Annotated in this window: 21 protein-coding genes and 1 pseudogene; 8 read left to right on the top strand and 14 right to left on the bottom strand. The window is 38.0% G+C overall.

Annotated elements, in window-relative coordinates:
• Positions 1-162: 162 nt before the first annotated feature.
• Both MK385_RS02240 and MK385_RS02235 read right to left on the bottom strand, forming a co-directional pair.
• The gene (locus tag MK385_RS02240) at positions 163-1,638 is read right to left on the bottom strand and encodes a hypothetical protein (RefSeq protein ID WP_084944553.1); all 1,476 of its coding nucleotides are present in this window, start codon (positions 1,636-1,638) and stop codon (positions 163-165) included.
• Positions 1,631-2,797, bottom strand: coding sequence for a hypothetical protein (locus tag MK385_RS02235; RefSeq protein WP_268725174.1), 1,167 nt, complete (start codon positions 2,795-2,797; stop codon positions 1,631-1,633). The genes MK385_RS02240 and MK385_RS02235 overlap by 8 nt, the downstream gene beginning before the upstream one ends.
• Before the next feature lie 125 nt (positions 2,798-2,922).
• On the opposite strand from MK385_RS02235, the gene coaB reads away from it, so the two are divergent.
• Genes coaB through MK385_RS02220 form a run of 3 tightly spaced genes read left to right on the top strand, consistent with a single transcriptional unit; the run spans position 2,923 to position 4,722 of the window.
• Positions 2,923-3,612 (top strand): phosphopantothenate--cysteine ligase, encoded by a 690-nt coding sequence (coaB, locus tag MK385_RS02230; RefSeq protein WP_268725173.1) that lies wholly within the window; start codon positions 2,923-2,925, stop codon positions 3,610-3,612.
• A gap of 11 nt (positions 3,613-3,623) precedes the next feature.
• The gene (coaC, locus tag MK385_RS02225; RefSeq protein ID WP_268725172.1) at positions 3,624-4,175 is read left to right on the top strand and encodes a phosphopantothenoylcysteine decarboxylase; all 552 of its coding nucleotides are present in this window, start codon (positions 3,624-3,626) and stop codon (positions 4,173-4,175) included.
• Positions 4,159-4,722, top strand: a complete 564-nt coding sequence (locus tag MK385_RS02220) for an ECF transporter S component (RefSeq protein ID WP_268725171.1) — start codon at positions 4,159-4,161, stop codon at positions 4,720-4,722. The genes coaC and MK385_RS02220 overlap by 17 nt, the downstream gene beginning before the upstream one ends.
• Positions 4,723-4,763: 41 nt before the next feature.
• Here the strand turns inward: MK385_RS02220 and MK385_RS02215 are convergent, their stop codons facing one another.
• Positions 4,764-5,123 carry a hypothetical protein gene (locus MK385_RS02215; protein WP_268725170.1) on the bottom strand — a complete coding sequence of 120 codons (360 nt, stop codon included), beginning with the start codon at positions 5,121-5,123 and terminating at the stop codon, positions 4,764-4,766.
• 135 nt (positions 5,124-5,258) lie between these two features.
• On the opposite strand from MK385_RS02215, the gene MK385_RS02210 reads away from it, so the two are divergent.
• Positions 5,259-5,786 (top strand): ECF transporter S component, encoded by a 528-nt coding sequence (locus tag MK385_RS02210; protein WP_049490650.1) that lies wholly within the window; start codon positions 5,259-5,261, stop codon positions 5,784-5,786.
• 11 nt (positions 5,787-5,797) lie between these two features.
• Positions 5,798-6,313 (top strand): transcription repressor NadR, encoded by a 516-nt coding sequence (locus MK385_RS02205; protein WP_000159158.1) that lies wholly within the window; start codon positions 5,798-5,800, stop codon positions 6,311-6,313.
• Here the strand turns inward: MK385_RS02205 and MK385_RS02200 are convergent.
• The 8 genes and pseudogenes from MK385_RS02200 to uvrB form a co-directional block, all read right to left on the bottom strand.
• Positions 6,310-6,459: pseudogene (locus MK385_RS02200) on the bottom strand (8-oxo-dGTP diphosphatase); the annotation flags it as partial. The gene MK385_RS02205 and the pseudogene MK385_RS02200 sit on opposite strands and share 4 nt — an antisense overlap.
• Positions 6,460-6,582: 123 nt before the next feature.
• Positions 6,583-7,350 carry a class I SAM-dependent methyltransferase gene (locus tag MK385_RS02195; RefSeq protein ID WP_125844194.1) on the bottom strand — a complete coding sequence of 256 codons (768 nt, stop codon included), beginning with the start codon at positions 7,348-7,350 and terminating at the stop codon, positions 6,583-6,585.
• Between the two features lie 202 nt (positions 7,351-7,552).
• The gene (locus MK385_RS02190) at positions 7,553-8,020 is read right to left on the bottom strand and encodes an 8-oxo-dGTP diphosphatase (RefSeq protein WP_125414200.1); all 468 of its coding nucleotides are present in this window, start codon (positions 8,018-8,020) and stop codon (positions 7,553-7,555) included.
• 25 nt (positions 8,021-8,045) lie between these two features.
• Positions 8,046-8,483, bottom strand: coding sequence for a hypothetical protein (locus MK385_RS02185; RefSeq protein WP_268725169.1), 438 nt, complete (start codon positions 8,481-8,483; stop codon positions 8,046-8,048).
• Positions 8,461-9,018, bottom strand: a complete 558-nt coding sequence (locus MK385_RS02180) for a hypothetical protein (RefSeq protein WP_247924151.1) — start codon at positions 9,016-9,018, stop codon at positions 8,461-8,463. Before MK385_RS02180 ends, MK385_RS02185 begins: the two co-directional genes overlap by 23 nt.
• Before the next feature lie 495 nt (positions 9,019-9,513).
• The gene (locus MK385_RS02175; protein WP_247924152.1) at positions 9,514-10,017 is read right to left on the bottom strand and encodes a hypothetical protein; all 504 of its coding nucleotides are present in this window, start codon (positions 10,015-10,017) and stop codon (positions 9,514-9,516) included.
• 157 nt (positions 10,018-10,174) lie between these two features.
• A complete protein-coding gene (locus MK385_RS02170) occupies positions 10,175-12,001 on the bottom strand; it encodes a DUF2971 domain-containing protein (protein WP_268725168.1) in 1,827 nt (608 codons plus the stop codon).
• Between the two features lie 19 nt (positions 12,002-12,020).
• Positions 12,021-14,009, bottom strand: coding sequence for an excinuclease ABC subunit UvrB (gene uvrB, locus MK385_RS02165; RefSeq protein WP_061587000.1), 1,989 nt, complete (start codon positions 14,007-14,009; stop codon positions 12,021-12,023).
• Positions 14,010-14,189: 180 nt separating this feature from the next.
• Here uvrB and MK385_RS02160 point away from each other — a divergent pair, with 180 nt between their 5' ends.
• From MK385_RS02160 to zwf, 3 genes are all read left to right on the top strand, one after another.
• Complete coding sequence (locus MK385_RS02160; protein WP_268725167.1) at positions 14,190-16,355, top strand: ABC transporter substrate-binding protein/permease; 2,166 nt, start codon at positions 14,190-14,192, stop codon at positions 16,353-16,355.
• On the top strand, positions 16,355-17,095 hold the full coding sequence (locus MK385_RS02155) for an amino acid ABC transporter ATP-binding protein (protein ID WP_001096337.1): 741 nt from the start codon (positions 16,355-16,357) through the stop codon (positions 17,093-17,095). Before MK385_RS02160 ends, MK385_RS02155 begins: the two co-directional genes overlap by 1 nt.
• A 149-nt stretch (positions 17,096-17,244) precedes the next feature.
• Positions 17,245-18,732: a glucose-6-phosphate dehydrogenase gene (gene zwf / locus MK385_RS02150; RefSeq protein WP_000096114.1), complete on the top strand. Its 1,488-nt coding sequence runs from the start codon at positions 17,245-17,247 to the stop codon at positions 18,730-18,732.
• A gap of 43 nt (positions 18,733-18,775) precedes the next feature.
• Here zwf and ftsY read toward each other — a convergent pair whose 3' ends face one another.
• The 3 genes from ftsY to MK385_RS02135 are packed head-to-tail and all read right to left on the bottom strand — an operon-like array spanning position 18,776 to position 21,672.
• On the bottom strand, positions 18,776-20,059 hold the full coding sequence (gene ftsY, locus MK385_RS02145) for a signal recognition particle-docking protein FtsY (protein ID WP_268725166.1): 1,284 nt from the start codon (positions 20,057-20,059) through the stop codon (positions 18,776-18,778).
• A 3-nt stretch (positions 20,060-20,062) separates the two neighbouring features.
• Complete coding sequence (locus MK385_RS02140) at positions 20,063-20,881, bottom strand: Cof-type HAD-IIB family hydrolase (protein ID WP_268725165.1); 819 nt, start codon at positions 20,879-20,881, stop codon at positions 20,063-20,065.
• Positions 20,881-21,672: a Cof-type HAD-IIB family hydrolase gene (locus MK385_RS02135; RefSeq protein WP_268725164.1), complete on the bottom strand. Its 792-nt coding sequence runs from the start codon at positions 21,670-21,672 to the stop codon at positions 20,881-20,883. Before MK385_RS02135 ends, MK385_RS02140 begins: the two co-directional genes overlap by 1 nt.
• Between the last annotated feature and the right edge of the window lie 88 nt (positions 21,673-21,760).

Below are 21,760 nucleotides of genomic sequence, written 5' to 3'. Positions count from 1 at the left end.
TAATGTGATAATTCATTATAACACAAAACAAGATTTTTCACATTCTAAAACTCTCTAAACGTTCGTAAATATCCTGAATTTCAAGATTTTTAGGGCCCTTTGAAAAATTTTATATGGCTTTATAGTTTTAGACTATAAAGAATTTGAAAATAATCTAGGAATCTAGGAAAGAAAATAACTATCAATTTCAGACAAATCATGGAGAATTTTATTATCTTCAATTTCTAAACTTTCTGCCATCTCAATAGAGTACTCAAACCTAAGTTTAGTATTTATTGACAAATCAAACGAATATGCTTGTATTTCGCCCAATTTTTTATACTTTTCTATAATTTCGTTGTAAATGACAAGATAATTTTCATCTAAAGTTTTTATGTAACTATTCAGATTTTCTCTGTAATCTTGAATTATCCTTTGTTCTCTTTCATTTAATATTCCCTTACCTATCTCCCAAATTATTGAAGTAGATATTGAACCAACTACAGAACCAAGAACAGGTATTGGAATCATGATCTGACCAATACAAGCACCAATTGTAGCAAAGGAAGCATCTATTACATTTAATGTCAACAGATTCATAAGTTCATCTTGAGTTATTTCGGAAGATCTGAATCTCAAAACAACATCTATCATCCCATAAGTAGCCATTACTAAAGCACTGGCATTTGGAGCACTAATACCCAAAATATTTGTTAATCCGTAAATTGAATATCCTGATATTGCTCCACTTGCAACTCCTTTTAATGAATTCAATCCACAATCTAACCAATCGGATTGTTCGAATTCAAAGATACTTTTTCCTTCTATGTATTTTCCATACACAGTCGACATTAATGCTAAACCACCTTGTAAAAAAGCTGCGTTTCTTGCAACCTTGTTAGCTTCTTTTAAATTTGGTAATGCATGTTTTTGGGTCACTAATCTTTTTTTATTTAATTCTTGTTGTTTTAGTCTGACTGTTTTACGAATATTCTTCTCTTCAGAATCTATAAGAGAATGAATTGAATTTTTTTGAGCGTCTTTGTAATCTAGAGCAGAGGATTTCATCCAATATTTGTATGAAGTAAGTCCCTTGCTTTCAGTGATATCATTAATCATTTGGCGTATATCCGTAATTTGTTTAATGGATAATCTCTTGCCATTCAATTCAACTTCTTTTGCTCCAGCCATTATTTTTTCAAATACTTGAACGTGATCTTTTGGAAACATCATTTTCATTTTTGAACTGTAATGAAACGATTGAGCTAGTTCATCACGTAAATTACCATAAAACTTCATTTGAATGGTATTTCTACCAATTAATAAATCGGCTGGTCCATTATCATTCAATACTTCGACAATAGGATTTAACCCTTCAATGGCTCTCCTCGCATTTACAATCCCTGCTTCTGCAAATTCAGCGATAAAGCCATGACCACCATAATCTCCTCCACGCTTCTTTAAAATAACGTCTTCAATATTGTCTCTCGTATAGTTTAAAATCTTTGAGGCATTGTCCTTGTTTAAGATGACTCTGCGTGCTTCATCCTCTATGATTTTCATAGCATTATGTAAATCTTGAATTCTCAAGTTATTTAAACAATTGACATATGCACCAATACCTTGGTTAAAAGCTTGATTAAAAATCTGGTTACTCATTTATTCTAATTTCCTTATTTACCATAGCAGTCAATGATAGAGTTGAATTCACTAAAGCACCTGCTTGATATTTTTCTTCATCAGTAAATAAGCTATAGTCCATTCCAGTTAAAGATAAATTGGCTAAATAAATTCCTTCTGTTTGTTTTTCAGTTAGTTCTATTAATTCCGTAACTTCTATTACTTTTTCTTTAAGTTGTCTAGCCAACAATTCTACCTTTTTCTGTTCCTCTATAGCCTCTTTTGCAACTTCTTCATTTTTCCTATTAGCTACTACACCCGCCCCAACAGAAGCGGTCAACATAGCGCCTGCAATTCCCCAACCGACAGGACCAGCCAATGCCAAAAATGCGTTACCGGCTGCCACTCCACCGCCACCAGCTGCTACACTTCCACCACCTAACCAAGCCAGAGTGGCGCTATTTGCTGCAGCACCTGTCAAACTTGAAATTGCAGTACCTGTTGATGCAACACCAAATGTAGTTGCAACACCCATAGCGGCAGTAGGCCCTAAAGTTGCAACTGTTACTCCTAATGCGCTAAGTGAAGCCGTAGCCGCTGTGCTACCACTTGCTAATTCAGCTTCCTTAATTGACTGTGAAATAGCAATTTGCTTATCTTCAAAATTCTGAATTTCAACATCAATTGCTTCTAATTTTGTTTCAAACTCTTTTGGTTTATTTGCTAGTTTGTTAATTCTTTCTTCAACAATTTTTACAACTTTGATAGCTTTGTCCCTAACTTGATAAAGCTCTATTGATTTATTAGCCAAGCTATCCGCTTCCTCATTATAACAACTAATAGCTTCATTATATCCATCAACAGCTTCTTGTCTTAGTTTAGAATTAAAAAGGTCTACCGATTCAATTTGTTCTTTTGTATTATTCGCTATTTTCCCAGCTTCGTTAAATGTTTCAGAAGTCACATTTGTTATCTGATGTGCTACATCTCCGGCAACTCCAACAGCTTTCACTGAGACATCTGAGACAACATTACCAACTTGGCTTGATACTTCACCTATAGTTTTTACAGATTCAGTAATAACTTCTCCAGTAAATTTACTCGCTTCATTTAAAGCTTCGCTAGTAGCAGAACCGACATCATTCAGTACTTTACCAGCTTCCTTTGCAATGTTGTCTGCAAATTTAAAAAAATCCATAATAATACCCCTATTAATTTACTTAGATTCATTATCTTATTTATTACTATAAATGTCAATAATAATATATTTTTCTTTTAAATGCTTTCTTTGACTTGCATATCATTTTTGTGTACAATAGTCCTATGAAAATTTTAGTTACGTCAGGCGGCACAAGTGAAGCAATTGATAGTGTCCGCTCTATTACTAACCATTCTACAGGACGCTTGGGGAAAATCATCACAGAAACCTTGCTTGCTGCGGGGCATGAAGTTTGTTTGATAACGACAAAACGAGCTTTGAAGCCAGAAGCTCATCCCAACCTAAGCATTCGAGAAATTGATAATACCAACGACCTTCTAGTTGAGATGCAAGAATGTGTTCAAAATTATCAAGTCTTGATTCATTCTATGGCTGTATCTGACTACACTCCTGTTTATATGACAGGACTTGAGGAAGTTCAGGCTAGCTCCAATCTAGAAGAATTCTTAAACAAGCAGAATCATCAAGCTAAGATTTCTTCAACTGATGAAGTTCAGGTTTTGTTCCTTAAAAAGACTCCAAAAATCATCTCTCTAGTCAAGGAATGGAATCCTGCCATTCATCTGATTGGCTTTAAACTGCTGGTTGATGTCTCTGAAGATTATCTCATTGAGATTGCACGAAAGAGTCTTATCAAGAACCAAGCAGACTTAATCATAGCAAATGATCTTACTCAAATCTCAGCATATCAGCATCGGGCAATCTTTGTTGAGAATGATCGTCTTCAAACCGTTCAAACTAAAGAGGAAATTGCGAACCTCCTCCTTGAAAAAATTCATACATACGATTCTTAGAAAGGAAAGCCATGGCAAATATTCTCATCGCAGTGACAGGTTCCATTGCCTCCTATAAAGCAGCTGACCTAGTCAGTTCCTTGAAAAAACAAGGCCATCATGTCACTGTCTTAATGACTGAGGCGGCGAGAGAGTTTATCCAACCGTTGACACTACAGGTCCTCTCTCAAAATCCTGTCCACCTTTATGTCATGAAGGAACCAGCTCCTGATCAAGTCAATCATATCGAACTAGGCAAAAGAACTGACCTTTTTATTGTAGCCCCAGCTACTGCTAATACCATCGCAAAGTTAGCCCATGGATTTGCGGACAACATGGTGACAAGTACAGCACTTGCCCTGCCAGAACATGTCAAAAAGTTAGTCGCACCAGCCATGAATACAAAAATGTATGACCATCCGGCAACTCAGACTAATCTAAGAACATTAGAGACTTTTGGTTATCAAATCATCTCTCCAAAAGAATCTCTACTAGCCTGTGGCGATCACGGCAAAGGCGCCCTAGCTGACCTGAATACTATTTTAGAAAGAATAAAGGAAACCCTCAATGAACAAACGCTCTAACATTGCACCCATTGCTATCTTTTTTGCAGTTATGCTCGTTATCCACTTTTTGAGTTCTCTCCTATTTAACCTTTTCCCATTCCCGATTAAACCTACTATCGTTCATATTCCAGTCATTATTGCTAGTATCATCTATGGCCCTCGAGTTGGAGTTACACTTGGTTTTCTTATGGGACTATTGAGCTTAACGGTAAACACCATTACCATCCTTCCAACCAGCTACCTCTTCTCACCATTCGTACCGAACGGAAACATTTACTCTGCGGTTATCGCTATTGTCCCTCGCGTTTTGATTGGGCTGACACCTTACTTGGTTTATAAATTATTAAAAAATAGAACGGGTCTCATCTTTGCTGGTGCTCTCGGTTCCCTTACCAACACCGTCTTTGTCCTTGGGGGAATCTTCTTCCTTTTTGGAAATGTCTTCGACGGCAATATCCAAAAACTCTTAGCAACCGTTATTTCTACAAACTCAATTGCCGAGCTTGTCATTTCTGCCGTTCTAACAGTAGCAATTGTCCCACGTATCGAAACCTTGAAGAAATAAAAAATCAACTCCACTTTCGTCCTGAAGGTGGAGTTTAGCATTTAAAACATGAGAAACATCAATAGAATGTGAAAGCCAAAGCGCAGGAGCTGATACGAAAGAGGTGTAGGTTGCTGACTTTTTTGGCTATCCAAGTATAGGGTTAGAGATAGTAAAACCAAACCAAATGCAATTACCAATCTAACGAAATAAGCAATTTCTAGTATTGCTGCCATCAAAAGAAAACCTAATAAAGGAAGGCTAAAGAGTGAAACAGCCAGACTGCTTGCTAATAGAGAGAGTAGCGACAGGACCAATAAACTATAAACTATGAAACGAGTCCAACCTGAGACTACTTTCCCTTCACTTTTCTGTTTTGACATCATCACGATTACCACGATTAGGTAAACAAAAAGTATCATCACAATTTCTCCTCAGTTCCTATTATTCTTTACCACATTTTAACCAAATTTTCCTGAAAAATCAATAATGCTTCTTGACTTGATTGGTGATTTATTGTACTATACTTGTGTATATACAGATAAATGGAGGTTCTTATGAATATACGGAAAAAAACGCAGTTTATGACTATGACTGCCCTACTCACTGCAATAGCGATTTTGATTCCAATCATTATGCCTTTTAAAATCGTTATCCCACCGGCTTCTTACACCTTGGGAAGTCATATCCCCATCTTTATCGCCATGTTTCTTTCGCCTTTGATGGCTGCTTTTGTGATTATTGCTTCTAGTCTTGGTTTTCTGATGGCAGGCTATCCGCCTGTTATTGTACTCCGTGCCTTCTCTCACATTGTTTTTGGTACTTTGGGGGCTTTGTACTTAAAAAAATTCCCTGAAACCTTGGATAAACCAAAGGCATCTTGGATTTTTAACTTTGTTTTGGGTGTTGTTCATGCTATCGCTGAAGTAATAGCTTGTATCATCTTCTATGCTACTTCAGGGACAAATGTTGAAAATATGTTTTATGTTCTCTTTGTCCTAGTTGGTTTTGGCACAATCGTCCATAGTATGGTAGACTATACATTAGCACTAGCTGTCTATAAAGTGCTTCGAAAACGTCGCTAAAAGGAAAAACTATGACAAAGGATCGCAAACAAGCTCTTCTCAAACTATTAAAAGAAGCGCCAAAAGCTCTCAATGGTCAAACCTTGGCTGAACACTTTCATGTTACGCGTCAGGTCATTGTACAGGACATCGCTATTCTCCGAGCAGATGGAGCTCCTATCCTATCCACCAATCGTGGCTATATCTACAAAGAAAATGATGCCAGCCCCTACGTGCACAAACTCTTTAAAGTGAAACATGAACTGGAAGAAATCGGTCAGGAACTACTAGCTATTGTAGACAATGGCGGACGCGTTCAAAATATCTTAATCGATCATCCCGTTTATGGAGAAATTGAAACCCTACTCAAACTCACTTGTCGCCGAGATGTCCAGCATTTTCTCGAACAAGTCGAGAATTCAGACTTTAGACCCCTTTCTGAATTGACAGACGGCATCCATTACCACCTTGTTGAAGCCGAGACACAACAAGACCTCCACTATATCGAGGAGGCCTTGGATCAGTTGGGTTATTTGGTAAAAGACTAGAAAATTTCTTTCTCCCAGCCGTCCTCTGTACGGTGGCGATAGAAGAACTCAGACTTGTCAGGTGCTTCCATCATTTCCATCAAAGGCAACATATCATAGGCCAGTTCCAAATTTGGAATCTGGCCTTTTTGCACCCAAGATACTTCTTCAAATCCAAAAAGTTGAGACCTTTTTATATAGAAGAGGCTGTATCATGCTCTAAAGACTATCCACTTGATTTTATATTAAAAAGCTTCTCCTTAATTTTTCACAATTTCGTTCCCTTAATTTTACTTTCGAGCAATAAACATACCATATTCTTTAGGAATAATTAACTTACCCTTATGAAAATGTACTTCCAATCTTTTACGAATGACTTTTTCTTCTAGCGAACCTATTTCTGAAATCCCTTTAAAGGATTGGATGTATCTAACTAAGTCATCTATACAAGTTACCTGTAACTCATCATCATAGAGTAATGTTTCGACAGAGTCAAAATACATACTCAGTTGGCTTTTTCCATTTTGTAAAGTAAATGTTTTATTTTCCAAATCTTGATTAACCTCATCTTTAAATAAGCCTGCCAAATAATCTACAACTCCATTTTCACCAAATGTAACACAGTAAAAAATTCCGCCTGTTTTTAAGACTCTATTCACCTCAGAGAGCGCTTTATGAATATCATTTACATGATGTAGAAGCATATTAGCAATAACAATATCAAATGTTTCATTCTCAAAAGAAATCTTTTGAATATCCATTATTTCATAGTCTACATTGTCTCTATTTCCAATCACTGACTTCGTTGTTTTCACCATATCTTTAGAAAAATCTGTAATAACCAACTGCTTCATTTTATCTATAGAACCACTGTTACTTTTCCATAGTTCTCCTGTACCACATCCCAATTCTAGGACCTTTACTTCATCAGTGATTTGGTAGTTGGAAAATATCCAATTATTAAACCCTAATTTATTTTTTGAATATTTCTTATGTAGTTTTACTCTAATGTCAAGATTATCTTGTTTGGTATATTGTTCAATTACCTTATCATCCATTTTCTATTACTTCCTTTCATATCTTAAGATTATACCATAAAATAAAACAATCTCCGATTTCAAAATTGAAGGTGGAGATTGCTAAAGATATAGAAAAGAAGAATAGGAAATTTTGAAGTATTCAGTTGACATACACAGACATACTTATCCTATATTTAGGTACCAATCATTAAAGGTTAACACCGTTCCAGTAATCATTGAACTAAAAAATTTCTTTCTCCCAGCCGTCCTCTGTACGGTGGCGATAGAAGAACTCAGACTTGTCAGGTGCTTCCATCATTTCCATCAAAGGCAACATATCATAGGCCAGATCCAAATTTGGAATCTGGTCTTTTTGCACCCAAGATACTTCTCCTTCATCTGAAGATTGGAGATTTCCAGTAAACTCTGTCGCTTTATAGCAAACAACGATGTAGCGTCCACCTGTATCTAAGGGCCAGTTTTTAATGCCGACCAGTTGGGGATTCTGAATGGTTAGACCTGTTTCTTCATAAATCTCACGAATGACAGACTCAGCAAAGGCCTCACCATTCTCAACATGTCCTCCTGGAAAGGCATAGCCAGACCAGCGATTGTTTTCGGGAGAGCGATATTGCATTAGGACTTTACCTCGCGCCTTATCTTCGACAAGGCAGATGTTTGTTAGGATTGTTTTTTGGGAACGTGACATGGATTCACTCACTTTCTATTTGTTATTATTCATCTCGATATTTTACTTCGGACTTCATGATAAAGGGATTAATCAATTCATGATGGTCATAAGTAGTACGGGCCAAAAAGCCTCTAGCAATGATGATTTCCTTATCTTCTATGCGATAGTCTATATTGATAGGGACGGCTGGATCCGAGATGACTGATAAAACAAAGAATGCTGCAAACCAAAGATAAAGTGCCACTAATCCACTAAATAATTGAAAAATGAGGTGATACCATTGAAAATCTCTTGTTCTATAAAAGATTCTCCAGGGATGGATTAGGAAGGTTAAACAAAGAATGAAAAACCAACTATTCCACAAAATCGGCGTAAAAGATAGTCCAAAAACCAGCAACACCAAATGAAGAACCACAAAGGTCAGCAAAGCCAAATAAAGTGTCTTAAACGAAATTAACTTAGTTAGGTTTTCTTTTGTCATAATTTTTCCTCTTTTTGTCATTATATTTCAAAATCACCATCAATATCGCTGGAATGATGAAAAAGATTAGATAGGTAGCAATTGGAAGCCAGATGTAGCGATAATCAACAGATAATAAGGAAGGAATTTTTTTAACATTTCTCCCTTTCACCCCAACAAGTAAGTGGAGGAGAAAAATAGGTCCATTTATGTATAGAAAAGCTTTTAAAAATCCTTGTACTGAAGTCATATTGCTAAAACCAACTCTAAAAATATCTTGATAGAGCGTGTGCACCAAAAAGACAAAATTCATAATAATTGGCAAGACATAGGACAGTTCTTGATATGGTTTCGGGATAAGTGACGTCCCGAACAACACATACATGATAGCAAAAATAGAAAATAATATTATACCACCATCCATAAAAGAAGCAATCTTTGAATGTCTTTCCATCCACAATTGGACGTGAGCTACCAAAGAATACTTTTTCTGGATTTTTCTCATTTTTCTGTCCTGTTGTTTGACCTTCTTTTGTTTCTTAATCTTTCGTTCCATTTACGCCTCCTTCTTCTCTTTTCTATCTGTATAATCAAAAGCAGAATGCCCAGCCCCAAGAAAAAGAAAAAGAGATAACTTACAATAGGAGCCCAGACATAGGCTGGATCCATAGAAATTATAGGAGGGAAATTCGTTGACTTACGACGTCCTAGCCAATTCAGACCCACCAAGAGATGAAAGGGAAAAAGAAGACCATTGAACCCAATAAATCCCCATGAAAAGTAACGCCATTTCTGAAGTTTATCACTACTAAAACGAAAGACAAGGAAATAGGTTGATAAGAGCAGAAGGAAAAGATTAAAGCTTAAGGGAGAAAGATAGTTTAAGTTTGGGAAAGGAGAACCAATGAAAGTGGCAGCAAGAAATGATACAAACAAAGATCCGAATAACACACTCGTATCCAGGAGTTGACCAATCCTTCGGTGCCTTTCCATCCAAAGATAAATCATCTTAGTCCAAGAAGACTTTTCTTTTGTCTTGTACTTCATTTGTCTACTCATCTTCATTTTCATCTACTCCTTTTTTTGAAGCTTTAGAGAGAAAGAAGATTGCCAACGTTAACATCAAGACTAGAAGGTAGACGACAATAGGGAACCAGATATAGGAAGACTCCAGTGAAAACAAAGGTGAGAGAACAACTCTTCCTCTTTTTCTGACGCCAATCAGTTGAAAAATAAAGCTAAGGACATTGATATAAATAAAGGGTTCACAAAATCTTTTAAGAGTCCTTTCTTTTTCCGTTTTCACTGACAAAAAGAGAGCATAGAGCCTGTTTCCCAAGATAAAAAGATTTAATTGCAAGGGAAATAAGAGTTCTCTGTATCGAAAATCAGCTGGAATGCTTTTATTTTGTGATGTTGTAAATTCTATAACTAGGAACAAGATGATATAAAAGACAATATCAAGCATAAATTTGGCAAATCGATGCCCTTGTAACCAAAAACGTACTAAATCTAACCCTGATGACTTCTTATAATTCTTCTCTTTCAATTTCATAATAACTTCCCTCTATTTAAAATATATTCTAAAACGTAAAGGTGGTATAGGTTCAAAGTTAAATTTTAAGATTTAAAATTTTCCAATTTAGTCTGCAATATCTATTTTAATCTCACTAAATTCTCTAAAATACCTTCTGCTTTAAGTTATTCTCAACTTAACGATAAGGAATTTTCGAACTTTCTATCTCTATATCAGGATTAGCAAGTTTGAGATAAGGAGCAATATAATCTGCATCCGTAACCTTTGGCCCTAGAATAACTTTTGAGTATTTCAAAGGAGCCAGATTAATGTATACAAATAAATCATATCTGCCATTATCTTTTGGGTTTAATACGATATACTTCCTAAAATCATTATAGTTAACTTTATCAAAAATTTCTAACCCAATTTCTTCTTTCTTAAAGTACTTATCATTTGATGAATCATTAGCATCTCTTTTAATAATATTTTGTATAGCTGTATCATCTAAATTAATTAAAATACGATACTCCATTTCATACTCATAGTCTTTAACTTTGAAAAGGTAAGAAATCTTCTTCAATTTCTCAGCAAAACTTATCAATTCTTTTTCAGCTTCCAGGTCTTGCAATTTTTCAAATAGCTGTTTTAAATCATCAAGAGATTTACCAACATCTGTTTCATCTTTATTCTCTGACATTAAATCTAAATAATGAACTTTAACAAACTCTATCGATTTATGAGCAACTATATCTTCAAGATAAGACAGTTCATATTCAAGAAATGCTCCCTGAGATGAATCTGCATATTCCTTCCACATTGGTAAACTATCAGATACCGTGGTTAGAGAAGATATAAAAACATTGGAAGTTTGATATTGTTTGAAAAACGTATTATCTATACCCAAATAATCATATATTACTCTTCCTTCCATCGGGTCGTTTAACTGTTTTAGATTAGTAAGTCGTAAAAATGGAGGTTGAGTTTCAGAATTATTTTCATTTTTCAAGTCAGCTTTTATGAGAAAATTTGTTAGAGTATCAATCTTAGTATAATGTCCAAAGGAACCTATTTCTTTCAACTCATTTGCATCAACAGTCAATTTAGAACGAATATAGTATATAATCTTGTCCGCTTGTTCTAAAAGTTGTTCAGCATCAAATGCTGAGATAGATTCTGGGTTACTTTTCTCATTTAAATAATCGTTATCATATTTCTCAATTATCTTAATAGCTTGATTTCGGATGATATCCGAATCATTTTCTTCTGCTATCTTTCGAACAACATCAATCGAATTTGTAATTACAACATCAAAGTATCTTGACACAAAATCTAGGTAGTCATCAACATATTCAGCTTGAGGATTCTCCATGAAATAGTTATTTATTATCTTTAAATGCTCAAATTGAAAAATTAAAACAAGCTTATCTAATCTAAAATACCAAAAAATACTATCTTCAAAAATACTATCTTCAAAAATACTATTTTCGAATAAAAACTTGATGAATGATTCTAATTCCCTCTTAAAGTAGTTTCTTCTTTCTTCTGGTAAACTTTTTTGTCTAAATAGTTGAAGAAAAACCGAAAGTAAGTCCGAAATAGAGTATTCTCCATCCTCTATATTTTCTTCTAATATTAAATCAAGGATTTTAAAGAAATAACTATCATTTTCAAACAGTTTAGAATATTCTTCATATCTTTCAGTTTCAAATAAATAATAATAAAGAGAATCTAAATAACTAAAGCGTACACTCCAACTATATACTTGTGAATTATTTGATAGTATTTTATTTATGGACTCTAAAATCTTTTTTTGGATAATTTTATCAATCTTCTCTTCAAAATCTCTAAAAATATAAAGAACAGGTTCAACATATTTCAATTGTTCTTCTTCAGATAATTTTAAATATTGATTTATAAAATTTTCAAGTTTGGATTTCAGTTTTTCTTCATCCAAGGAATCAAAATGATCTTCTAATTCAGATTTACTAAATTTACCTGTAAAATAATTTAACTCTTCCATTTTATCTCCTACTAACAACCTATCCCAACGCCTTGACTTCCAACATCATATCACGTATCTGTGCTGCTAGTTCAAAGTCAAGCACTTCGACGGCTTCTTGCATTTGTTTCTCCAGTTTCTTGACGAGTTCTTTGCGTTCTTGTTTGTTAAGGCTATTGATATCGACTTCCTTATCCTCTTCCTTGGCAACTGCCTTAGTTACAGCAATCAGGTCACGGATTTCTTTCTTGATTGTCTGAGGTACAATACCATGTTCTTCATTATAAGCCATCTGGATTTTGCGACGACGGGCCGTCTCATCAATGGCACGTTGCATAGATTGAGTCATCGTGTCCGCATACATAATCACATGCCCTTCGCTGTTACGAGCAGCACGTCCAATGGTCTGGATTAAGCCACGTTCGTTACGTAGAAAACCTTCCTTATCAGCATCTAGAATGGCAACCAAACTCACTTCAGGAACGTCAATCCCTTCACGAAGAAGGTTAATTCCGACCAAGACATCAAAGACACCCAAACGTAGGTCACGGATAATCTCCGTTCGTTCCAAGGTCTTAATATCCGAGTGCATGTACTTGACCTTGATGCCCATTTCTTTGAAGTAGTCGGTCAAGTCTTCTGCCATTTTCTTAGTCAAAGTGGTGATAAAGGTCCGTTCATTCTTTTCAACACGGGCATTGATTTCGCCTAGGAGGTCATCAATCTGTCCCATAGTTGGACGAACTTCCACTTCTGGGTCTAGAAGCCCCGTCGGACGAATGATTTGCTCAATCACTGTCTCGGTCTGTTCGTTTTCATAGTCACCAGGTGTCGCTGAAACGTAAACAATCTGATGCACATGACTTTCAAACTCCTCACGACGGAGAGGGCGATTGTCCAAGGCAGACGGCAAACGGAAACCATAATTAACCAGCATTTCCTTACGCGAACGGTCTCCATTATACATGCCCTTGATCTGCCCCATGGTCATGTGACTTTCGTCAATCATAATCAAGAAATCATCTGGGAAGAAGTCAAGAAGCGTATAAGGAGGCTCTCCTTCGCTACGACCATCCATGTGGCGTGAGTAGTTTTCAACACCGTTGGTATAGCCCATCTCACGTAACATCTCAATATCATACTCTGTTCGCTGTTTCAAACGCTGAGCTTCTAGCAGTTTGCCTTCCTTTTCAAAGACAGCTAACTGCTCCTCCAACTCCGCCTGAATCTTGGCAATGGCAACTTCCATATGGTCGTCATTGGTCACAAAGTGAGTGGCAGGGAAAATCGCCAAATGATCGACTTCTCCCAATACCTGACCTGTCAAAGCCTCAACTTCACGGATACGGTCAATCTCATCCCCGAAAAACTCTACTCGAAAAGCGTGTTCATCACGAGAAGCTGGGAAAATCTCCACCACATCCCCGCGAACGCGAAATCTTCCCCGTTGGAAATCAATATCATTGCGTTCAAATTGGATATCAACCAAGTCATTCAAAAGTTTATCACGAGAAATCTCAAGACCTGGACGAAGACTAACGACGCTATCAGAATATTCCTTGGGCGAACCCAAACCATAGATACAAGAGACTGAAGCCACGACAATGACATCATTTCGCTCCAGAAGGGCTGATGTCGCAGAGTGGCGGAGCTTGTCAATCTCATCATTGACCGAGCTATCCTTCTCTATATAGGTATCGCTTGAAGGGACATAGGCCTCAGGTTGGTAATAATCATAGTAAGACACGAAATACTCAACAGCATTTTCAGGGAAAAATTCCTTAAACTCCCCATAGAGCTGACCAGCTAGGGTTTTGTTATGGGCAATGACCAGAGTAGGTTTATTGACTTTGGAAATGACCTGACTCATGGTATAGGTCTTCCCTGTACCCGTCGCCCCCATCAAAATTTGGGCCTTTTCTCCACCCTCTATATTGTCAACCAACTGCTCAATTGCTTGTGGTTGATCTCCTGAAGGTTGGTATTTTGATACTAGTTTAAATTTATTATCTGTAATTCTATTAATCATGATTGCCTCATCTGCATTATTCTATCCTTCTATTTTACCATAAATTTACTTTTCAGACTCTTCTCTAAGTTGATAAGAGCGAGTAATTCATGTTAGATTTCCTTACATAAAATCCATAAAATTTGCCTTTTCATTCATTTTCTGATATAATGGGAAAATATTCGGAAAAGGAGACTAAAAATGAAGAAAAAAATACTAGCATGTTTGCTCATTTTATTTCCCATTTTCTCACTAGGTATGGCAAAAGCTGATACTGTTAAGATTGTGTCTGATACAGCTTACGCACCTTTTGAGTTTAAAGATTCAGATCAAACCTATAAAGGGATTGATGTTGATATTATCAATAAAGTCGCAGAAATCAAAGGATGGAACATCCAAATGTCTTATCCTGGCTTTGATGCAGCTGTAAATGCAGTGCAGTCAGGTCAAGCAGATGCTATTATGGCAGGTATGACAAAAACAAAAGAACGTGAAAATGTCTTTACCATGTCTGATACCTATTATGATACAAAAGTTGTCATTGCCACCACAAAGGCAAATAAAATCACCAAATATGAGGAACTTAGCGGGAAAACAGTTGGAGTTAAGAACGGAACTGCTGCTCAACGTTTCCTCGAAAGTATCAAAGATAAATACGGTTTCTCTATTAAAACCTTTGATACAAGTGATTTGATGAATAACAGTCTAAGTGCTGGTGCTGTAAATGCCATCATGGATGATAAACCTGTTATTGAGTATGCGATTAATCAAGGACAAGATCTCAGCATCAATATGGATGGTGAGGCTGTTGGAAGCTTTGCTTTTGGTGTCAAGAAAGGGAGCAAGTATGAACACTTGGTTACCGAGTTTAATGAAGCCCTAGCACAAATGAAGAAGGATGGTAGCTTGGAGCAAATCATCCAAAAATGGACAGCTTCTACAACTACGGCAACCCCAACGACAACTACTGCTGCTGGACAAAAAGCTACTCCTGTGAAAAGCAAGTACATTATTGCCAGCGACTCATCTTTTGCCCCATTCGTCTTTCAAAATTCAAGCAATCAATACACCGGTATTGATATGGACCTTATCAAGGCCATTGCCAAAGATCAAGGTTTTGAAATTGAGATTACCAATCCAGGATTTGACGCAGCCATTAGTGCTGTTCAAGCTGGACAAGCAGATGGTATCATTGCTGGTATGTCTGTAACAGATGCTCGTAAGGAAACCTTTGACTTCTCAGAATCATACTACACAGCAAATACGATTCTCGGTGTGAAAGAATCAAGCACAATTACTTCTTATGAAGACCTCAAGGATAAAACTGTCGGTGTTAAAAACGGAACTGCTTCTCAAACGTTCCTTACTGAAAATCAAAGCAAATACGGCTATAAGATTAAAACCTTTGCAGATGGCGCTTCTATGTATGACAGTCTGAATACTGGCTCTATCGATGCCGTGATGGATGATGAGCCAGTTCTCAAATATTCTATCAGCCAAGGTCAAAAATTGAAAACGCCAATCGCTGGAACTCCAATCGGTGAAACAGCCTTTGCGGTTAAAAAAGGTACAAATCCAGAATTGATCCAGATGTTCAATAACGGACTTGCGAACCTCAAAGCTAACGGAGAATTCCAAAAAATTCTTGACAAGTATCTAGCTAGCGAAACTTCAACTGACTCAACAAGTACGGTTGACGAAACAACTATCTGGGGCTTGCTTCAAAATAACTACAAACAACTCCTTAGCGGACTTGGAATCACTCTTGCTCTAGCTCTTATCTCATTTGCAATTGCCATTGTCATCGGGATTATCTTTGGTATGTTTAGCGTTAGTCCATACAAATCTCTTCGTCTGATCTCTGAGATTTTCGTTGACGTTATCCGCGGTATTCCATTGATGATTCTTGCAGCCTTTATCTTCTGGGGAATTCCAAACTTCATCGAGTCCATTACAGGCCAACAAAGTCCAATTAACGACTTCGTAGCTGGTACTATTGCCCTCTCACTCAATGCAGCGGCTTATATCGCTGAAATCGTTCGTGGTGGTATTCAGGCCGTTCCAGTTGGGCAAATGGAAGCCAGTCGCAGTCTTGGTATCTCTTATGGAAAAACCATGCGTAAGATAATCTTGCCACAAGCGACTAAATTGATGTTGCCAAACTTTGTCAACCAATTCGTTATCGCTCTTAAAGATACAACCATCGTATCTGCTATCGGTCTGGTGGAACTTTTCCAAACTGGTAAGATTATCATCGCCCGTAACTACCAAAGTTTCAAGATGTATGCAATCCTTGCTATCTTCTATCTTGTAATTATCACGCTTTTGACTAGACTAGCGAAACGCTTAGAAAAGAGGATTCGTTAATGGCAAAACTAAAAATTGATGTAAATGATTTGCATAAGTATTATGGAAAAAACGAAGTTTTAAAAGGTATTACAACTAAATTCTACGAAGGAGATGTTGTCTGTATCATCGGACCTTCTGGTTCTGGTAAATCGACCTTCCTCCGTAGCCTTAACCTTCTCGAGGAGGTAACGAGTGGCCACATCACAGTAAATGGTTATGATTTGACTGAAAAATCAACCAATGTCGACCATGTTCGTGAAAACGTGGGAATGGTCTTCCAACATTTCAACCTCTTCCCTCACATGTCCGTCCTAGAAAATATCACTTTTGCTCCTATTGAACACAAACGGATGACCAAAGAAGAAGCTGAAAAATTGGGGATGGAGTTGCTTGAAAAGGTTGGCCTTGCAGACAAAGCGAATGCCAATCCAGATAGCCTTTCAGGTGGTCAGAAACAGCGTGTAGCCATCGCACGTGGACTTGCTATGAACCCTGATATCATGCTCTTTGATGAGCCAACTTCCGCTCTTGACCCTGAAATGGTTGGAGATGTACTGAATGTTATGAAGGAATTGGCGGAACAAGGCATGACCATGATTATCGTAACCCATGAGATGGGATTTGCTCGTCAGGTGGCTAACCGTGTTATCTTTACGGCTGATGGTGAATTCCTGGAAGATGGAACTCCAGATCAAATCTTCGATAACCCGCAACACCCTCGTCTAAAAGAGTTCTTGGACAAGGTCTTAAATGTATAAAACAAAACTGTAAGGTTCTCCTTACAGTTTTTTAATTGCGTATTGGATTTTTTGTTTTTTTTGAAAATTATGATAAAATAAAAACTATGATAATGAGGAAATCTCATCCCTAGTCCAACTAGGAAAAAATATAGAAATTAGGTAGCTAGATGTCATCAAAGGTTATTGTTACAATTTTCGGTGCGAGTGGAGATTTAGCTAAACGCAAACTCTACCCTTCCCTTTTCAGACTCTATAAATCAGGCAATCTCTCTGAGCATTTTGCTGTTATCGGAACAGCTCGTAGACCTTGGAGTAAGGAATATTTTGAATCTGTAGTTGTCGAGTCCATCCTTGATTTGGCAGATAGTACCGAGCAAGCTCAAGAATTTGCTAGCCACTTCTACTATCAAAGCCATGATGTGAATGATACGGAACATTACATTGCTTTGCGTCAATTACAAGCTGAGCTCAATGAAAAATACCAAGCTGAACACAATAAACTCTTCTTCTTGTCCATGGCACCTCAGTTCTTTGGAACCATTGCCAAGCACCTCAAATCTGAAAACATTGTCGATGGTAAAGGTTTTGAGCGCTTGATCGTTGAGAAACCATTTGGTACAGACTACGAAACAGCTAGCAAACTCAATGAAGATCTCCTTGCGGCCTTTGATGAGGAGCAAATCTACCGTATCGACCATTACCTAGGTAAAGAGATGATTCAGAGTATCTTTGCTGTTCGTTTTGCCAACATGATTTTTGAGAATGTTTGGAATCGCGAACACATCGATAATGTTCAGATTACCTTTGCAGAGCGCTTGGGTGTAGAAGAACGTGGTGGCTACTATGATCAATCTGGTGCCCTTCGTGATATGGTGCAAAACCATACACTCCAACTCCTCTCTCTTCTAGCCATGGACAAACCAGCTAGCTTTACAAAGGATGAGATTCGTGCTGAAAAGATAAAAGTCTTTAAAAACCTCTATCATCCAACTGAGGAAGAACTGAAAGAACAGTTTATCCGTGGTCAATATCGCTCTGGTAAAATCGATGGTATGAAATACATTTCCTATCGAAGCGAGCCAAATGTCGATCCTGAATCTACAACAGAAACCTTTGCGTCTGGTGCCTTCTTTGTAGACAGCGATCGTTTCCGTGGTGTTCCCTTCTTCTTCCGTACAGGGAAACGCCTGACTGAAAAAGGGACTCATGTCAATATTGTCTTTAAGCAAATGGACTCTATCTTTGGAGAACCATTAGCGCCAAATATCTTAACTATTTATATTCAACCAACAGAAGGCTTCTCTCTCAGCCTCAATGGGAAGCAAGTCGGTGAAGAATTTAACCTAGCACCAAGCTCTTTGGATTACCGTACAGATGCTACTGCTACTGGGGCCTCACCAGATCCTTACGAGAAATTAATCTACGATGTCTTGAATAACAACTCTACCAACTTTAGCCACTGGGATGAGGTAAGTGCTTCGTGGAAATTGATTGACCGTATCGAAAAGCTCTGGGCTGAAAACGGAGCTCCACTCTACGATTATAAATCTGGGAGCATGGGGCCACAAGCTAGCTTTGACTTACTTGAAAAGTATGGAGCTAAATGGACCTGGCAACCAGATATCGCCTATCGTGAAGAGGGCCGTTTAGAATAGCAAAAATATCCTGCAAGATGACTTGCAGGATATTTATTTTGTATTAAATCAAGCCTTCTAAGAGACCCTTCATAAAGTTTTCTGAGTTAAATTCCCCGATATCATCGATTTTTTCACCGAAACCAATCAATTTTACTGGGATATTGAGTTCTTCGCGGATAGCCAGAACAACACCACCTCGGGCAGTTCCGTCAATTTTTGTCAAAACAATTCCAGTCAATGGTGTTATCTTCGAAAATTCCTTAGCTTGTACCAGAGCGTTCTGTCCAGTTGAAGCATCGAGTGCTAAGAAGGTTTCATGTGGCGCCTCTGGAACGACACGTTTGATAATGCGACCAATCTTTTCCAACTCGGCCATAAGGTTGTCCTTGTTTTGCAGACGCCCTGCTGTATCAATCATAAGGATATCAATCCCTTCAGCTACAGCACGTTGCATCCCATCAAAGACCACGCTTGCTGGATCAGCCTTTTCAGGTCCCGTCACAACAGGAACATCCACACGACGGCCCCATTCTGCTAGCTGGGCCACAGCACCCGCACGGAAGGTATCTGCCGCAACCAACATGACTTTCTTGCCAGCTTGTTTGTAGCGATGAGCTAATTTCCCGATAGAAGTTGTTTTCCCAACACCATTGACTCCGACAAAGAGCATGACTGTCAAACCATCTTGGAAATGGATTTGTTCATCGTAGTTGCCATCCTTCTCATAGAGTTCAACCAATTTCTCGATAATGACACGACGAAGTGCGTCAGGCTTCTTAGCGTTTTCGAGTTTGGCTTCATAGCGTAGTTCTTCTGTTAAGTTTGAAGCGACCTGAACACCGACGTCACTCATGATGAGCAGTTCTTCCAATTCCTCGAAGAATTCTTCATCGACAGAACGGAAGTTGGCAAAGAAGGCATTCAAACGAGCTCCGAATCCCGTACGGGTTTTCTTTAGACTGCGGTCATATTTTTCCTGCACGGTTTCTTCAACCTGAGGAAGTTCTTCTTCTACTACTTCTGACGCTAGTTCTTCTTCAGTTTCTTGGCTCTCTTCTTCTAAAACTTCTTCCAGCTCTTGGAGTTGTTCCAATTCATCAGCTTCTAGCTCAAGATCTTCCTGAGCAATTTCTTCGACTGCTTCTGGTTCAATAACTTCTTCTGTCAAGATCTGAGGGGTTTCTTCCACTTTGTCTCTTGCTGTCACTTCCTGAGAAGTTTCTTCGACTGCCGTTTGGTTTTCCTCAACTTCTTCTGACAAATCAAGATTTTCCAGAGCTTCTTTTACAATATCTTCGATTTTCGGCTCTTCTTTTTTTCCGAATAGACGGTCAAATAATCCCATATTTTAGTTCTCCTTTAGCACGTATTCTTCGATAGCCCAGGCAACGGCTTCCTCGTCGTTGGTCATTGGGGTAATCACATTGGCAACTTCCTTAACTGCTGGAACAGCATTTTGCATAGCAACTCCCAGACCTGCCCATTCAATCATGGAAAGGTCATTGGCCTCGTCCCCACAAGCCATCACTTGACTTTGATTGATTCCTAAGTGTTTAATTAATTTCGCTAAACCTGTTGCCTTGTGGACGTTTTTCGGTGACCATTCCAATAAAAGTTCACGCGATTTGAAGATTTCATATTGGTCAAACAATTCAGGAGAAATCTGTTGAATCGCTGCATCCAAAGGTTCTTGGGCAAAGGCAGTCACACATTTATTATACGTCATCCGACTAGATAGATCTTCAAAATCGACAGGTACGAAAGTCAAGGCTGGGTTGAACTTCGCATAGAGACTTTCTTGGTCCGACTGGATTTGATAGACTGTTCCTTCTGAAATAGCATCTAACGGAAGTCCGAGTTTTTCAGTTTCCTCATACAATCGTGCCACATCGTCGATTGAAAAGACGGTTTTATCGAGAATCTCTCCTGTGTTTTTCTGCACCAGACCACCATTAAAGGTGATGGTGTACTCGTCCTCCTGACCATCAGTTCCTAACTCCTTGAGAAAAAAATCCATAGCTTTCAGAGGACGTCCCGTTGTCAGAACGACCTTGATACCACGGTCACGCGCAGCTTTGAGGACTTCCTTGGTACGATCTGTCAGCTTTTTATCCGTTGTCAGTAAAGTACCATCCAAATCAAGTGCAATCAATCTAATATCTGCCATTACAAACCCTCCATATAAGTCATCACTGATTGGTCCTTATGGTGGCCAATCACTGCTTCTGCTAATTCTAAAATCTCTGGTCGCGCATTTTCAGGAGCGATTGGGTGTCCCACAACCTGCATAATGTGAAGGTCATTGAGATTGTCGCCAAAAGCCATAACCTGATCCATGCTAAGCCCCAGTTTTTTGGCTAGCTCAACAATAGCCACACCCTTATCAACGTAGTCCAAGACAATATCAATGGATTCAAAACCAGTTGTCATGGCTTTCACACCAGGAACATTTTCGTTGACCCAGGCCTCCCCAGCTTCTATCGTTTCTTCAGTAAAGTTAGTAGTGAATTTAAAAATCTCATCCGTGATATCTTCCAAACTCGCTACTTTTTGAATGTTTTCATTGTAGTGACGACTAAACATGAGATAGGTCTCATCCACTGTATCCAAAACATAACAAGCTTTTTTCCCCGTCAGTAGCATTTTTCTTTCATCAAAATAAGGTGATTTCTTTAAAGCTTCAAAAGTGCTCAAGTAAAAATCCCGAGACATAGTAGCCTCGTACATATCCTCGCCATGAAACTCAACATAGCTACCATTTTCAGCTATAAAAATCACTTCATCTCGCACATCCGCAAACAACTTTTTCAGGGACAGAATACCACGACCTGAAGCCACTGCAAAATAAGTCCCCTTTTCCTTGTAGGAAACAAGTAAATTTTTAAGGCGTTCCATATCAAACCGACCCTCTCCATCTAGAAAGGTTCCATCCATATCGGTTGCTACAAGTTTAATCATAAAATCCTTCATTCTCCAATTGATAAATCTATCTTCTATTATACCATAGATAAGTTTAAAAAGGTCCAGTACAGTAGGATAGCACTAC

The organism is Streptococcus oralis, from assembly GCF_026782125.1.
Classification (GTDB): Bacteria; Bacillota; Bacilli; order Lactobacillales; family Streptococcaceae; genus Streptococcus; species Streptococcus oralis_CE.
The sequence above is the reverse complement of the archived record's forward strand: the minus strand, read 5'-3'. Positions and strand labels throughout refer to the sequence as shown.